A 13,848-nucleotide genomic window follows, 5' to 3' on the forward strand; every position below is an offset into this window, starting at 1 on the left:
CCCCGCCCGAGGTAATACGTGCAAGGGTGTCACGCTAACGTGACCGAAGCACGCGATAAAATGAAGTCCCCTCGACAACCTGGCCTATTCGGAGACCGATTCACATGATCCAGAGATAAGAGTGCAGAGTGACTTAGTACGCCTACACCGCTGCGCACCATCTGGTGGATCCCGAGATGAACGGACTTCACGGTAGGAACGACAGCCATAAAGATGCGGTGTGTACGGCTCCAGTTCTTTAGGACCGCGAAAGGGAAGGAATAAGCGGGACACCAATGTGGGAACCTAGCAATGAAATCGAACACCGACTGCGGGAAGCGTTGAGAGCAGAGGACCAGGAAGGCTACTTTTCCATTCTCTCTCAAATCGAACTGCTTCTCCCGGTATCCCAAGACGACCCCTCCGGCGTCAACGCTTCCTGGGCCACCTGGACAAGCGATGATCGCACGCATGTTCTCGCATTCACTTCCGAGACGGCCATGAACGCCTGCCTGTCAGGAGGTGCGGGGCCCGCCAAACCGCACCGCTTGCCCGCTTTGGCGGCGGCGTGGCCCAATGAGCAGTGGTGGTTGGCGGTCAACCCCGGACTTCCCATCGAAGGCTACCTTCCGGCCTGGTTCGTTTCCGAACTCTCGTCCAGTTCACCGCCTCCTCAACCGGCTCCGGGGCCGCCGGCTCAGCAGCCCAACCCCGGCTTCGGCGGTTCGGGTATCGCCTCCGACGCGTTCGGCAATCGCTCGGGGCCGCCACCCGCCGACGACCGCCTCATGATGCCGCCCGCGCCGCATTCACCGGATCTTCCCCCCACTGCGGTCAGCCCCAGTGACCAACAACGACCTCCGGCACCTCCACCCGAGGGCGGGCTGCCGCGACGCCAACCCGCCACGGAGATGGATCCCACCAACCTGCCCGGGCCTCCGCCGAATCAGGCTCCGGCTCCATCGCCCGCACCGGCGGCCACGCCGGCCGCTCCCGGCGGTAATGCCGATCAGCTCAGCGAACTGACCGGCGCGGCGGCCGAAGAGGCGCTTACCTCCGCTGCGACCAGTGGGGACACCTCGGCGTTTCTCATGGCCCTCATGCGGACGACCGTGCTGCTTCCCGTACCGGACACCGAAGTGGCGGCCATGCGCGTGGGCGATCCCAACTTCCGGTGGGACTCCGACATCGTCGACGGCATTCACGGCATCACGGTCTTCACCACCAAGGAACGACTGATCGAGCGCATGGGAGAGCGGCCGTACGTGACGGTGCCTTTCGGTTGGCTCGCCCAGCACTGGCCGGGGCATCAGTACGCCCTGTACGTCAATCCGGGAACCACCGCCGGGGCCAATATGCCCGGCGCGGAAATCGGCTCGCTCATCAAATGGGCCAAAGCAAAAGACCTCCTGGAGTTCTCCAACCGTCTGGAACGCTCCCACTCGGAGGCCGCCGCCGCGCAACGGCAACGGGAACAGCAGAAACGCCAACCTCGTTCCTGGGTGAAACTTCTACCGCACCATCAGGTTCCGTACTATCTGGAACGCGGTTACGACCGCGTGGCCGGACACATCACCTTGGCCGAAGACGTCGCCGGATACACCTCACCGGCCGGGCTGTACTCGGGACTGCAGTTGGACTACAACACCAACTCCGATTTCCACCCCAGTGACAACGAAGCGCACGTCATTCGGTGGGTCGGCTATCGGACGGCGCTGTACAGTCCGAGCCACGAGAAGGCGAACGGAATTCGGGTGTATTCGGTCCATTCCATTCACCTGCCGCACGGGGCGACCATGTTGCGCCTGAACTCCACGGGCGAGGCCACCGAGGTCGCCACGTTCGACGCCGACCGGCGTGCGTGGATTCCGGTGGGGCCGTCCGGACCGGCGGCTCTGGAATCCGCCCCCGCTTCGGGCGCGGGCCACACACTCGACCAGCGTCAGGCACAACAGTGGGGAGGAGTCTAACGATGCGGGACGGATACATCGCACGGTGGAAAGGCGTCGAGTACGACTCCAGTCCAGACGGCATGCACGTTCGCCTCTATTCGCCGACCCCGGGCGAAGGCTTTGTACAGATCGAAGAAAACCGCTACCGCCGCGGCCTTCCGCTGGAGGAGCTGGACGATTTCTTCTACGTCCGCACCACCGCGCGGTGGCGTGGGGAGTCGTTCTACGTACTCGGGGAAAACGGTAACTGGATGCGGTTGGAATACACCGGAAACGATCCGAACGCCGTCGGCATCCTCGGCCTGGAGACCTATGACGTGGGCGTTTACCAGGTATGGGCCCCACGAGAGGAAATCACCGACATCGCGGAGGAATACATCTAGCTCGGCGACTCACATCGTAGGGAGCGGGAAGAGGTCTTCCCGCTCCATTTTTATGCCATAAAACGGGAATTTATGCACGTGAACGGTCCCGTCGCGAAAATAGCAGGGGGGTGTTAACACATCAATTTCGAGACGTAGTAGTCTAGAATCAATCCAACTAGCCGACCGGTAAGTTCACTGACATGAGTTCACAGATTTTTGACCTGGCCGACCGATACATCGGCGAACTGCTCACTCGCAGCCCCATGATGTCCGCACAGCTGGGCATCGACTGCGACCGCGACGTCGAAGACCTCGGTCCCGAGAGCAAACGCGAGAAGGCCGACCTCGATCGCCGTTCCCTCGCCGAGCTCAACGAACTAACCGCACACAGTGCCGCGGACGAACGCGCTCGCGTACATATGCGTGAGCGTCTGGAAGCGCAGATCGCCGCCTTCGATTCGGGAGAGTGGATGCGTGACCTACGGGCACCGTTCGGAACCATGCTCATGATCGTCGGACACTTCGACGCGCTGCCGAAAGAGACCGCCGACGACTGGAAGCGGATCATCCGGCGCGCCAACGGAGTGAACGAAACTCTACGAACCTACCGCGACACCTTGAACGTAGGGTTGGCGGAGAATCGACCGGCCTCGCGTCGCCAGGCCCTCGAAATGGCCGAACAGGCACGCAACTACGTGGCCGGACGGACCTTCGACAAACACCTGGACGCCTACGGCGACGGAGACCTCCGCGAGGAACTGACCCAGGCGTTCGACGCCGTATACCGCGCGTTCGAGGACTTCAGCACCTACCTGGAGAAGGAATACGCCCCCGGTGCCCTAGACGCCGACGGGGTGGGAATCGAGCGCTACCAGGTCGCCGCACGCCTCATGACCGGATCCGACCTCGACCTGCGCGAGGCCTACGACTGGGGCTGGGAAGAACTCCACCGCATCGAAGCCGAAATGGAGGCCGAAGCCGAACGGATCCTCCCGGGAGCAGGGCTCGACGAGGTTATCGATCACCTGTACCGCACCGAAGTCGTCGAAGGCCTGGACGCGTATCGCGCCTGGCTCGAAGAGACGCACGAGCGGGCCTTCGAAAAGCTCGACGGGGTTCACTTCGACATCGACCCCCGGCTGCGCGAACTCGACATTGAAATCCAAACGGACTCCAGCTCCGGAGCGGCCTCCTACAGCCGACCGAGCGAAGACCTGAAACGTCCGGGCAAGACCAACTGGCCGGTTCACCGACGGGACGTGTTCCCCGTCTGGGACGAACTGACCACCGTCTTCCACGAAGGCGTACCCGGACACCACCTGCAGATCGGACAGCTGCGCGTGGTGGGAGACAGCATCTCGCGATTCTCCAAAACCAATATGCCCAGCGCCTACACCGAAGGCTGGGCCCTGTACGCCGAGCGTCTATGCGATGAGCTGGGCTGGTTCGAAACGCCCGCCACGCGACTGGGCATGTTGACCGGATCGGCGACCCGCGCGGCCCGAGTGGTCATCGACATCGGCCTGCACTGCGGCTTCGAGATCCCCGGTGCCGAAGCCGAGCGACACGGTGCGGAGTGGAACTTCGACGTGGCGCTGGACTTCCTGATCAACCGCGGCCGCATCGCACCCGATCGCGCTCGCCCCGAGATCGTGCGCTACGCCGGATGGCCGGGCCAGGCGATCACCTACAAACTGGGGGAGCGAGCCTGGTTGGCCGCCCGTGACGAAGCGAAACGCCTTCAGGGCGAGAACTTCGACCTCAAGGCCTGGCATACCAAGGCCCTCAACGCCGGTCCCGTGGGACTGGACAACCTGACCGCCGTCCTAGCGGACGTGACAAACGAATGAAGACCTTATTCTCTAGGGGGAACTGCCTGGGTATCTGGGATTCCCAGGCAGTAGAAAGGCGCCGACTTCTGGTCCTTTGGTCGGCGCCTTTCATTATGTCCAAAACAGCGAAGAATCTAACTCCATGATGAAATAAGTTCGTTGACCGTTATCTGAATATCGTCGCCGACCCGATGCAGATCCTGCTTCTCCAGCTCGGCCAAGGAAGCAGTGAGCTCATCGGCCCGAGCCTTACCCGGCAACCGCAGCAGCCAGGTGCGGGCCACATTGATCTGGCGGTAGTCGTTGAGATCGTCATGGAGCCGTCCAGCGGAATGCGCGATATCGGCCACCGCCGTACCCAGCACGTCCTGCGCCGCCTCGGCAAGGAACCGAGTCTCCCGGGCCGATTGACGAGTCAATTCCCGAGCGGCGTTGATATCGGCCGCATGGGACATCTTGGCGTACGTGTCCAGCAGATGAGTGCGCGAACGACTGATGATGTCCATCAGGCTACTGGCGGGGCGCTCGCCGTCGGGAGTCAGTTCCGGATGGTCGGAAAACATGCGTACCCGTGCCAACAGGGCCGCGACCCAGGTTTGCTCACATATCCGTTCGATGTCGTGGTAGGAATCGCGGCGTTCTTCCAGCAAGGTGGAATACCAGCTGGGATAGTGGTCCGAGTCGACCGACAGCTGCTCGAACCGATGAGCGAAATGCTCGGCCAGCGTCTCCAGCTCCTGTGTTCGCTTCATCGTATTAAGAAGCTGCTCCAGCTGCGGACCCGCCAAGGGGACGGTGACGAAAAGATGCCGGTAACCACGGATGGCGGTGCGCACTCGATAGATGTTGGCGCGCGTGTCGGCGGCCGAATGCGGCTGTGCTCGGAGAGTGTCGGCCAAGGCGGTGTTCAAGCCGTCTATGTGATCACCGATGTAGTCGGCGATGACCAGACCCGCCGGCGTGACGGTGGGAGTTTTGAGCGTGGCGGTAGCAGACATGGCGGTTCCTCATTCAGTGGTTCTACTGCTGATCTTAAGGCACAAACGGGCCTTATGGTGCGGCTTCGGTGGTACCGGGTTCGCTGTGCGGTGGCAATACGCGATCGTGGTCGCGGGCCGTTTTACGGCAGGGCCCGCGAAATGGCCTCGCGCAACGACAGGCTCGGACGATGGATCAGGTCGGTCAAATCGCTGGAGACGGAATCCAGATCTCCACGTGCGATACCGGCGTCGCGGTCGGATTTCATGGACGCTACTTCCAACGACAGGCCCTGGTCCTGCAAGGCATCGGTGAGGGCCTCCGGATCGAGTTGTTCGAAGTTGACCGTCGTTCCGGACAGGCGCGTCAGCATTTCGGCGAATTCTTGATAAGTGAAGGGTTCGTCGCCGGCAAGCTCGAAGGTCCGATCGATCCCGTGATCTTCGGTGAGAAGAACCGCCGCCGCCTCGGCGATATCGTTGCGGGAGGCCGCCGCGATGCGCCCCTTGCCCGCCGCGCCCAGCATGGTGCCGGTCTTGAGGTAGTGCGGAATATAGTGCGTGTAATTCTCCAAATACCAGGTATGGCGCAGGAAGAGGTGGGGGATGCGGTTTTCCTTGATCAGCTGTTCGGTACCGACGTGCTCGGTGGCCAGCGCCATCATATTCGTATCGGCGTTGAGGATCGACAGGTACAGCAGGAGACCGACACCCTCGTATTTGGCCGCTTCGACGACGTGTTCGGCCTCTATCAGGCGTTTGCCGATGTCGGGGGCGGGGACGAAGAGCAGTTTCTCCACGCCTTTGATCGCGGCGTGAACGGTGGCCGCCTCGTTGTAGTCGACGCGACGAGTGGCGACGCCCTTGTCCGCGACGGCGGATTCGGAGTCGGGATCTTGCACCAGGGCGATGATGCGTTCGGCTGGAACCCCGCGTTCCAGTAGGTTGTCTATGGTCAACGACCCGATAGGACTGCTGGTCACCGTTACACCGATCATGACGACCCCTCTCAGAATGAAGCATGGTTACGGTCACGATCAAATCACAATCGGTCGCCGCTGTTGGCCTAAAAGTCGACTTCGGTCGGCATATGCGGCCGTATCGTCCATTTCGTCGACTATGAAAAACAGGGTTGTGCCCCCGATGGAACACAACCCTGTAATGAAAAATATTCTCAGTGTTTATCGCGCCAACGCCTGCGCCAAGGCGACGAATGCCTTACCTCTATGGGAGATACGGTTTTTCTCCTCCGAGGAGAGCTCGGCGCTGGTGACGTTCTCCGACGCTTCGTCGGGGTAGAACAGCGGATCGTAGCCGAAGCCGTTCGTTCCCTTCGCCGCTCGGCCCAGGCGTCCGGTCATCTCTCCGAAGAAGACCTCTTCGCCCCCGTCGGGTCGGACCAAAGCGGCGGCGCATACGAATCGGGCACCGCGATGCTCGTCGGGAATATCCGACATCTGATCCAGAAGGAGCCGGTTGTTCGCTTCATCGTCTTTCTGGGAACCCGCCCAGCGGGCCGACAGCACACCCGGCATCCCGTTCAAGGCGTCGACCGCCAGTCCGGAATCGTCCGCCACGGTCACCAAACCCGAATGCCGGGCTCCGTCGCGGGCTTTCAACAGTGCGTTTCCCGAGAAGGTCAATTCGGTCTCGGCCGTTTCGGGAAACGACTCCACGTCGTTCAGCCCGACCAATTCGACCTGAGCGGCTTCGGCCGACAGGATGTCGCGCAGTTCGGCGAGTTTCCCCACATTACGCGTGGCAAGAAGGATTTTCACCACAGATTCCTTTTCGATCCTTAGGAGAGAAGCGTGCGGGCCTGCTGCGAGGCCAGTTCCTTACAGCCCTTTTCCGCCAGGTCAAGAAGCTCGTTCAGCTGGGCCCGGGTATAGGTGGCGTCCTCACCGGTGCCCTGAACTTCGACGAACTCGCCCTGACCGGTGAGGACGACGTTCATGTCGACCTCGGCCTTGACGTCCTCCGCGTACGGCAGGTCCAGCAGGGCCTTGCCGTCCACGATCCCGACGCTGATGGCCGACACCGAATCGCGCAGAACCTTCTCGGGCTTACGGGCCAGTTTCTGGTCCTTCAGCCACTGCACGGCGTCGTGCAATGCGACATAAGCGCCCGTGATGGAGGCCGTGCGAGTTCCGCCGTCGGCTTGGAGCACGTCACAGTCGAGGGTGATCGTGTTCTCCCCGAGGGCCTTGAAGTCGATGCAGGCGCGGAGCGAACGGCCGATGAGGCGAGAGATCTCGTGCGTACGTCCGCCGATCTTGCCGCGAATCGACTCCCGGTCGGAACGCGAATGCGTCGAACGCGGCAGCATGGCGTATTCGGCGGTGACCCAGCCTTCTCCGGAACCACGCCGCCAGCGCGGTACTCCGGGCTGCACGGAGGCCGTGCAGAGCACGCGGGTGTTTCCGAACTCCACGAGCACCGATCCTTCGGGGTTCTGGGTCCAGGAACGGGTGAACGTCACCGGACGCAACTGGTCGGCGGCACGGCCGTCGGGGCGGGACACCTTGGCGGAAGCACCGGTCGAGGCGGTTGATTCTTGAGACGATGAAGAGCTGTTCAACATACGATCCAGCGTAGAACAGGACGTGTACTACAGGCACACTGGCATCGACCTCTGCGAGATACGACTAGTGGCACATAGTAGAGTAGAGGCTGTTCCAAACGCGCGAGTGGCGGAATTGGCAGACGCGCTAGATTTAGGTTCTAGTGTCTTAGGACGTGAGGGTTCAAGTCCCTCCTCGCGCACCGATGTCTACCCCACGGTCGCCGACCGTGGGGCTTCATTTTTCTCCGCGTGCTCCAGTGCCCAGGCGGATCGTCCGGGGATGGGGCGATCGTCTTGGTAAAGACTTTGATAAGAGCGCGGCAGTCGTATTCCGCCTTCATACGGATGGCTCAGTGACGGAGCGGTTCGTGGTAAGGCGCGAAATCCTCAAGGAAGTTTCTCTGGAAGCTTTTCCGCATCGCAAATTGTCGCAGTTGCTTATTATCGAGATTCATGACGTCGAGATGCTCTTCAATCACGATTAGTACCTGTTCAAGCATTGATTGAAGGTCGTGATCATCCCAGATGGCTGAGAGGTTCCGGTCAAACTCCTTCCGTGATTTCTTTCCAATTTGGAACGAATGTTGGTTGCCGAACAGAAGTTCCTTAACGCCGGACATGAGGTACCACCGCAGTGGTCTGTATATGCTCTGGATCTTTTCGCGTTCCAGGAAGTAATCAATGCGATAGGCGATGCTGGCGGCAGCGAAGTGCAGGTGCGGAGAGACATTGAGATCGAATACTCGACTCCCATAATTCTCGAACTGCGCTTGCGCGCGTACGGCTGCGCGGGGCTTGCGGAGGAACGTGGCAACAAAGGCACGAGTCAGCCGGTTGGGTGTAAAGACGCGTGCGGAAGGTAGATCACGATAACGGCCATCCTTGCGCTCGTAGAAGATGTTCCGATCATTACTCTGATGCGACCGGAAGACCGCCTCGATGGCTTCGTGAACATCGGCGCGGGCAGCCACGTATTCCGGTGCCACGGCAGTTTGACTGTTGAGTCCGGAGATAATCTCGTCGATGTGGTAGACATTGTCGACCTCGGCCAGCGTGACACGGAGATATACATCGGACAGTTGACATCGTTCATGGTGGAGCACATGGCTGGTTTGGGAACCGTCGACAATCTGCGGATACGTCAGGTCGAAGGCACCGCTTCCCTCGTTGACCGAGGTGGCGATAATAGTGACGCCACTGTTCAACACGGGGAATCGTTGCTTTTTGTCGGGATCGCGAAGCGTATCACGTATCTCCTGGTTGACGTCATTCTTGTAACCATAGAAGATCCGGACGTTCTCATCAAAGATCGATTCCCGGAGGCTTCCATCGTCGCTGGACAATATGTCGGATACGAAGGTCTGCGCCGGAACGTAGGCGGTATACACTTTAGCGATACCGGGCATGGGCGGTAGTTTGGTGAATTCCCTGCCGACGATAGGCAAAGAGGCCGTCGATACGCGCTTCAAACGTTGATAGCCCCGCGACAGCGCTGCTCGACTCACGGTTTCCACCGACGCATCATAGTTCAGCGCGCCAAGGTCGTCCTCGAACGCTTTAGCGTCTCGGCGAATCTCCTCAGAAACCCGTTCGCCGGTGGTCGCGTAAGCGATCGTAACTTTAATCTGCCGCGACAGCCTCCGAGGATTGTCCCCGAGAAAGCTGAGTATCTGCTTGAGTGTCTTTAGCTTGGGGTGCGTATTCGCCGGTAGTTCACGGTGTGAATTGAAGAGGTTAAGGCACCGGGTGCGAAAATGGTTGAGTTGCTGGTCGCTGAAGCTGGGGGAGGTCTTCGCCTGAACCGCCACGATATGGAGAGAGATCTCCTTCCGGGATTCCACGGTCTTCAGCGCTTCCTCAAAATCTGAGAAAAGTTCCCCACCAACCAGAATAGCCACGGCGTCGCTACCATGATCACTACCGTCCCCGATAACAAACGCACTCGGATCGAACTCATCCAAGTAGAAGCGGGGAAGAACACTGGCGAACGCGAACGCCTCGAACCGCGCCGGTTCACTCCACGTCGACAGCGACTCGTAACTGTCACAGAACTCAGCAAAATCAGGGCGAATGGTGGGATTCATGGCCATGGACGGTCTCCTTAAGACTTGCTAGCGAGATCCAGAACATCATCATCGGAAGGAGCGCTGGGGGAATGCAGCGTCAAACACATACGACTGTGAAACGCCGAATTCGGCGCGTTTTCTCCCACGAGATAAAATTCCCCACGACCGAGACCCTGGAAATTGAACTTTCGGGACGATATGCCCGCTGCAATCTCCTCGGCCCGTTTCACCTGAGTAGGCTGCACCAACCTGCCATAGACATGGGTCATGCAGTTACCGATAATCTGATTGTCGATACCGCTGGGCGACTGCGTCGCAACCAACAACCCCAGACCGAACTTACGAGCCTGCGACGCTATTGTCCGAGTCGACTGCAAACTCGCCGTTGACTTTTGCGAGGGGGCGATGGTTTGCGCCTCGTCCAACACCAATAGAGCCTGAGGAGTCCCACTCGACGACGGATTCTTCTTCACCCAGGAAAACAAAGCATTGTTCAAGCGATTAATGAACGTCTGTCGCGGCTCATCCCCCGGCAAGCCAGACAGATTCACCACCGATACACGACTGCGCGCACCGTTCTCCGGCGTCAGCAGTTCCGAGACATCAGTAGTCCCATAGCCGCCACCGAAAAACCTGTCATTGACGCTAAGCGCCGTAAGCGTCTCCGCTATGTTGTCGGCGATCTTGAGGGAATCATCGAAAGACTCGGTAATGTTGCCTTCCCTGACGAAGGCAATGAAGTCCTCCATGCTTCCGCTGCCACGACGCGCGAAACCCTCCAGACACTCGCGGAGCACCGCTTCTCCCTTGGTTTTGGTTCGCGGCGTGAAGTTCAACCTGGGAAGAAGAGTCTCACACGCATTATCGATCGCGGTGGCGAAGTCATCGGGATCGTCCATGGCTGCCGCGAAATCCGGGAAAACGGGGAACGACAGCGGACGCCCCTTCACCTTGTTCGGCGTCCACACCACGACGTCGACGTCACTGGCGAAACTCTTCGCATTGTCTTCATCAACCGGAGTCCAACTGCCGGGCGTATCCTCCCGGCCACATTTGAGCAGCGACAAGTCGTTGTTCGGGTCGACAACCACCACCGAAATCCCCGACAACGCCGCCTGTTCAATGATGCGTTTGAGAAGAACCGTTTTACCCGAACCGGTACCCGCAACAATGGCAACGTGTTCGCGAAGCTTCTCGGGGCGTACAAAGACGGATTCCTTCGCAACGTCCCCCAGCTCTATAGGCCGTTGCGGCGCATCGTCCGAATCAGAACGCTGCATCGGGAGGTGGACAGAAGCCTGTTCGTCTTCGGGGGTACGCGTAGCTGCGGAATCGACGGCGGAGGACGGATCGTCGGCAGAATCGGGAGATGGTGCCGGAGAGCGGAGGAAACTCTCTGGAAGATTACTCAATGCGATATCGATTGTGTTCCCGGATTGTTGTGGCGCATCGTCATTGGGCTCTGGTTGCGATACGCCCTTGGACGGGGGGAGATATTTGGCGAACGAGAAGTCATCACACGGTCGGCGAGTCTGCAGCCAGGCGGTCAAGCCCTCGTCGTTTTCCTCCAGGAGGCGATATAGGGCGTACATCTTCGCACGTTCAAGCCGGTTGACCGCTACGACGTCGCCGATATCGGAGAACTCCGCGATCCGTTGCAGCGCACGCGACTTCAAACCCCGGTGACATTCCTCCGAGATAATCAAAATCGAGCGCTCGCCGGGACGAACGCTAGGACGTTGGTGGTGTGTGCGGAATTTGTTCAACTTGGCGGTGACACCTTGACCGGCGGTTGTCGCGGCCACTCGAACGTTCCAGCGGGATCCTTCAGAGTCGATTTCCTGCAGGAAGGCCGGTGCGTCCGCATTGTTGCCGATCCCGTAGGGCGACAGATCAAGATCCATTCGGTTGTTTTGCCGTCGCAGGCATTCCAGAATGGCTCGCGTGACGTTAGGCAGAAGTTGCTTTTCGCTGTCCTTGTTGAAGTAGACCTCATCGGGGTCGCATTGCTCGGTCAACTCCTCAAAACGGGTATCGAATGAGTTCGTTCCGTGCGGCGCAAGCTCGGATAGATCCTCGTCCGATATGGTCAGCGATCCTGATTCCGCTATGTTCCGTACGGCTCTTTCAATGCGTCCCAGGAATTTACGGAGACTGAAGTGGGGCGCTGCGGTGAAGAACGATTCCGGAAAGGGGTAGGTGTTGTAGGGAACGTCCACATCTCGATAGGCAGGCGCAAGTAGGGCTGCGGTGAGTTCTTTGGCGGCGTTGCTGTCGGGAATCCTGCCGAGTTGAATATGATCGGTGAAGCGTCCATCGGCGGCTTCTGAAGCGTGGGATTTCAACAGCTCCCAGGTGGAGAAGATACAGGACATCATGATCATGGACCGTTTCGACTTGTCGCGAAGGTCCATGAGACATTCGGTGATTTCGACAAGATGCTCTTTATCCGCCGGTTCAGCCGAACCGGATCCGATGCTGACGTTCCTGACCAGTTCGTCCGTCTGGTCGATCGCAATGATCGTTCCACCCGCATAGGAACATAGATTCAGAATGTCTGAAACGATTTTTTCTGCGGTTGGCATGGAGGAAGTCGGTGGCCCCCATTGCCCTTCGGGGTCCAGCGGTCCTTCTCCACGCAAATATGATGCTCCGGCTTGATTCATATAGGGGTCGCGGGAAGTATTGTGTAGGAGCGCTCGTATCGTTTCATTTCTCATACGGTAGAAATCGATATCCGAATCCGCTACAGCACGCAACATCGCTTCAATGCCGTCGCGGTCAACGGAACTGCCTAGACGGTGACGATTGTCGTCATCAAGCTCGAATGCGTCGGCGATCTGTGTTATCAGGTGCTGGACTTGGCTTCCACCCCTGCTATGTGGTCGGCTCAGAGCGTCGTAGAACCCCGTGGCGACTTCGCTCCACGGATTCCCATTACGACTGAATTGCAATGGCACGAACAACCCATCGTTTGATTGAACATGTCGACGGGTACGACGTAGCAGATGAGTCTTTCCCGATCCGGGCTCACCGATGAGCGGGAGGATATGGGGGCTGCGTTTGATATCGTTGGACAGTTTGCCAAATTCGTTGGTGATGATGTTGAACGCCGAGCCGTTGATGGACGGAACATCCACGCGGCCTGAATCCGACCACAGTTCCTCTGACGTCATCGCCGTGTCGAGGGATATGCTTTTCAATGCATTGATAACATCGTCAGACATTGCGGCCTTTCATAACGTAGTGCACCTTTGTTCCGCCCAAGAACCATCCTGCGTCGTGCTGTTCTGGTGTAACGCTCGCACGGTTTTCTTCAGGCGCTACTTGAACGATCCCGGCCTCAAACAATTCGGTGAGGACGGCATCGATTTCGTCCTTGTCAATTGGTGCCAGTTCGGAGCGAAGTTCCTGGAGTGGAACCCAATCGCCATCGGCTGCGTCAAGGATGTTGACGACCTCGTCCGCTGCATCGGGCGTGGTATCGTCCTTTATGCGAGTCAGGACGACACCCGCGATCGAGCTTCCATTCGCGCGGTTAGCAGCGGCCAGAGTCTGAGTTATGGCGTGTAGGACCCGAGCTGATCGACCAGTGAGGCTGCCTTTGGGAACAACATCGCCATTTAGGAGGTCATCGACAAGATCCCAACCCGGATCGGTCAGGGTGTAATACAGGGGATGTCCTTGTCCACCATCGATGAGAAGCTTCTTGGCGTCCTTGATTCGTTGGCGCTCCTGAGGTCGTGTTTTGAGGCCAAACCGTTCGACCAGCTCTTTATTGGGAACCTCATTGCCGTCGAGAGCGGCTACTCCAATGAGGAGGTTGTATTCGGGAATTGTGACATTAGTGAAGTCTGACATTAGATTTCTTTCACAGGGCAGGTAAAATACCGGTTCTCTCAAAAAGCTAGCAGTGCCTTGGAGAAAAGTAAACGGCTACTTGTCTCCAAGGCGTACTTGAGTTCCGGTTACGTCGTGATACCGAATGCGGGGAGTGCTCAAATCGGTTTCGTGGCATTGCTCGCGCAAGTCGCGGTGAAATCGGCGGATCCGATGGCAATGGTCTATAACCATCAGCTCTAGTTTCATTCCGCTACTCATCGAGTCTGAG

General features: G+C 58.9%; 10 protein-coding genes and 1 tRNA gene. 4 read left to right on the plus strand and 7 right to left on the minus strand.

The window, feature by feature from the left end; translation table 11 throughout:
* The first annotated feature begins 275 nt into the window (after window positions 1–275).
* From HALAL_RS0108415 to HALAL_RS0108425, 3 genes are all read left to right on the plus strand, one after another.
* The gene (locus HALAL_RS0108415) at window positions 276–1,949 is read left to right on the plus strand and encodes an SseB family protein (protein ID WP_025273577.1); all 1,674 of its coding nucleotides are present in this window, start codon (window positions 276–278) and stop codon (window positions 1,947–1,949) included.
* 2 nt (window positions 1,950–1,951) lie between these two features.
* Entirely contained in the window at window positions 1,952–2,314 is a 363-nt protein-coding gene (locus HALAL_RS0108420) for a hypothetical protein (protein WP_025273578.1), read from the plus strand.
* Window positions 2,315–2,496: 182 nt separating this feature from the next.
* Window positions 2,497–4,146 (plus strand): DUF885 domain-containing protein, encoded by a 1,650-nt coding sequence (locus HALAL_RS0108425; RefSeq protein ID WP_025273579.1) that lies wholly within the window; start codon window positions 2,497–2,499, stop codon window positions 4,144–4,146.
* Between the two features lie 116 nt (window positions 4,147–4,262).
* Here the strand turns inward: HALAL_RS0108425 and HALAL_RS0108430 are convergent, their stop codons facing one another.
* From HALAL_RS0108430 to rph, 4 genes are all read right to left on the minus strand, one after another.
* Window positions 4,263–5,126: a CHAD domain-containing protein gene (locus tag HALAL_RS0108430; protein ID WP_025273580.1), complete on the minus strand. Its 864-nt coding sequence runs from the start codon at window positions 5,124–5,126 to the stop codon at window positions 4,263–4,265.
* A gap of 122 nt (window positions 5,127–5,248) precedes the next feature.
* Window positions 5,249–6,103: an NAD(P)H-binding protein gene (locus HALAL_RS0108435; RefSeq protein WP_025273581.1), complete on the minus strand. Its 855-nt coding sequence runs from the start codon at window positions 6,101–6,103 to the stop codon at window positions 5,249–5,251.
* A gap of 183 nt (window positions 6,104–6,286) precedes the next feature.
* Window positions 6,287–6,886 (minus strand): RdgB/HAM1 family non-canonical purine NTP pyrophosphatase, encoded by a 600-nt coding sequence (rdgB, locus tag HALAL_RS0108440; protein WP_025273582.1) that lies wholly within the window; start codon window positions 6,884–6,886, stop codon window positions 6,287–6,289.
* 17 nt (window positions 6,887–6,903) lie between these two features.
* Window positions 6,904–7,629, minus strand: a complete 726-nt coding sequence (gene rph, locus HALAL_RS0108445; RefSeq protein ID WP_025273583.1) for a ribonuclease PH — start codon at window positions 7,627–7,629, stop codon at window positions 6,904–6,906.
* A 160-nt stretch (window positions 7,630–7,789) separates the two neighbouring features.
* On the opposite strand from rph, the gene HALAL_RS0108450 reads away from it, so the two are divergent.
* Window positions 7,790–7,871: transfer RNA gene (locus HALAL_RS0108450), tRNA-Leu, on the plus strand.
* Between the two features lie 150 nt (window positions 7,872–8,021).
* On the opposite strand, the gene HALAL_RS0108455 is transcribed toward HALAL_RS0108450, so the two are convergent.
* Genes HALAL_RS0108455 through HALAL_RS0108465 form a run of 3 tightly spaced genes read right to left on the minus strand, consistent with a single transcriptional unit; the run spans window position 8,022 to window position 13,598 of the window.
* Window positions 8,022–9,761, minus strand: a complete 1,740-nt coding sequence (locus HALAL_RS0108455; protein ID WP_025273584.1) for an AIPR family protein — start codon at window positions 9,759–9,761, stop codon at window positions 8,022–8,024.
* An 11-nt stretch (window positions 9,762–9,772) separates the two neighbouring features.
* Window positions 9,773–12,964 (minus strand): helicase HerA domain-containing protein, encoded by a 3,192-nt coding sequence (locus tag HALAL_RS0108460; protein ID WP_025273585.1) that lies wholly within the window; start codon window positions 12,962–12,964, stop codon window positions 9,773–9,775.
* Window positions 12,957–13,598, minus strand: a complete 642-nt coding sequence (locus HALAL_RS0108465; protein WP_025273586.1) for a hypothetical protein — start codon at window positions 13,596–13,598, stop codon at window positions 12,957–12,959. Before HALAL_RS0108465 ends, HALAL_RS0108460 begins: the two co-directional genes overlap by 8 nt.
* Between the last annotated feature and the right edge of the window lie 250 nt (window positions 13,599–13,848).

The organism is Haloglycomyces albus DSM 45210, assembly GCF_000527155.1.
In the GTDB taxonomy this organism is placed as follows: domain Bacteria; phylum Actinomycetota; class Actinomycetes; order Mycobacteriales; family Micromonosporaceae; genus Haloglycomyces; species Haloglycomyces albus.

Excerpts from the sequence above, each read along its gene's own strand:
- HALAL_RS0108460 (WP_025273585.1), bottom strand. The coding sequence starts at position 12,964 with ATGTCTGACGATGTTATCAATGCATTGAAAAGCATATCCCTCGACACG.
- HALAL_RS0108435 (WP_025273581.1), bottom strand. The coding sequence starts at position 6,103 with ATGATCGGTGTAACGGTGACCAGCAGTCCTATCGGGTCGTTGACCATA.
- HALAL_RS0108465 (WP_025273586.1), bottom strand. The coding sequence starts at position 13,598 with ATGTCAGACTTCACTAATGTCACAATTCCCGAATACAACCTCCTCATT.
- HALAL_RS0108455 (WP_025273584.1), bottom strand. The coding sequence starts at position 9,761 with ATGGCCATGAATCCCACCATTCGCCCTGATTTTGCTGAGTTCTGTGAC.
- HALAL_RS0108425 (WP_025273579.1), top strand. The coding sequence starts at position 2,497 with ATGAGTTCACAGATTTTTGACCTGGCCGACCGATACATCGGCGAACTG.
- HALAL_RS0108430 (WP_025273580.1), bottom strand. The coding sequence starts at position 5,126 with ATGTCTGCTACCGCCACGCTCAAAACTCCCACCGTCACGCCGGCGGGT.
- HALAL_RS0108420 (WP_025273578.1), top strand. The coding sequence starts at position 1,952 with ATGCGGGACGGATACATCGCACGGTGGAAAGGCGTCGAGTACGACTCC.
- HALAL_RS0108415 (WP_025273577.1), top strand. The coding sequence starts at position 276 with ATGTGGGAACCTAGCAATGAAATCGAACACCGACTGCGGGAAGCGTTG.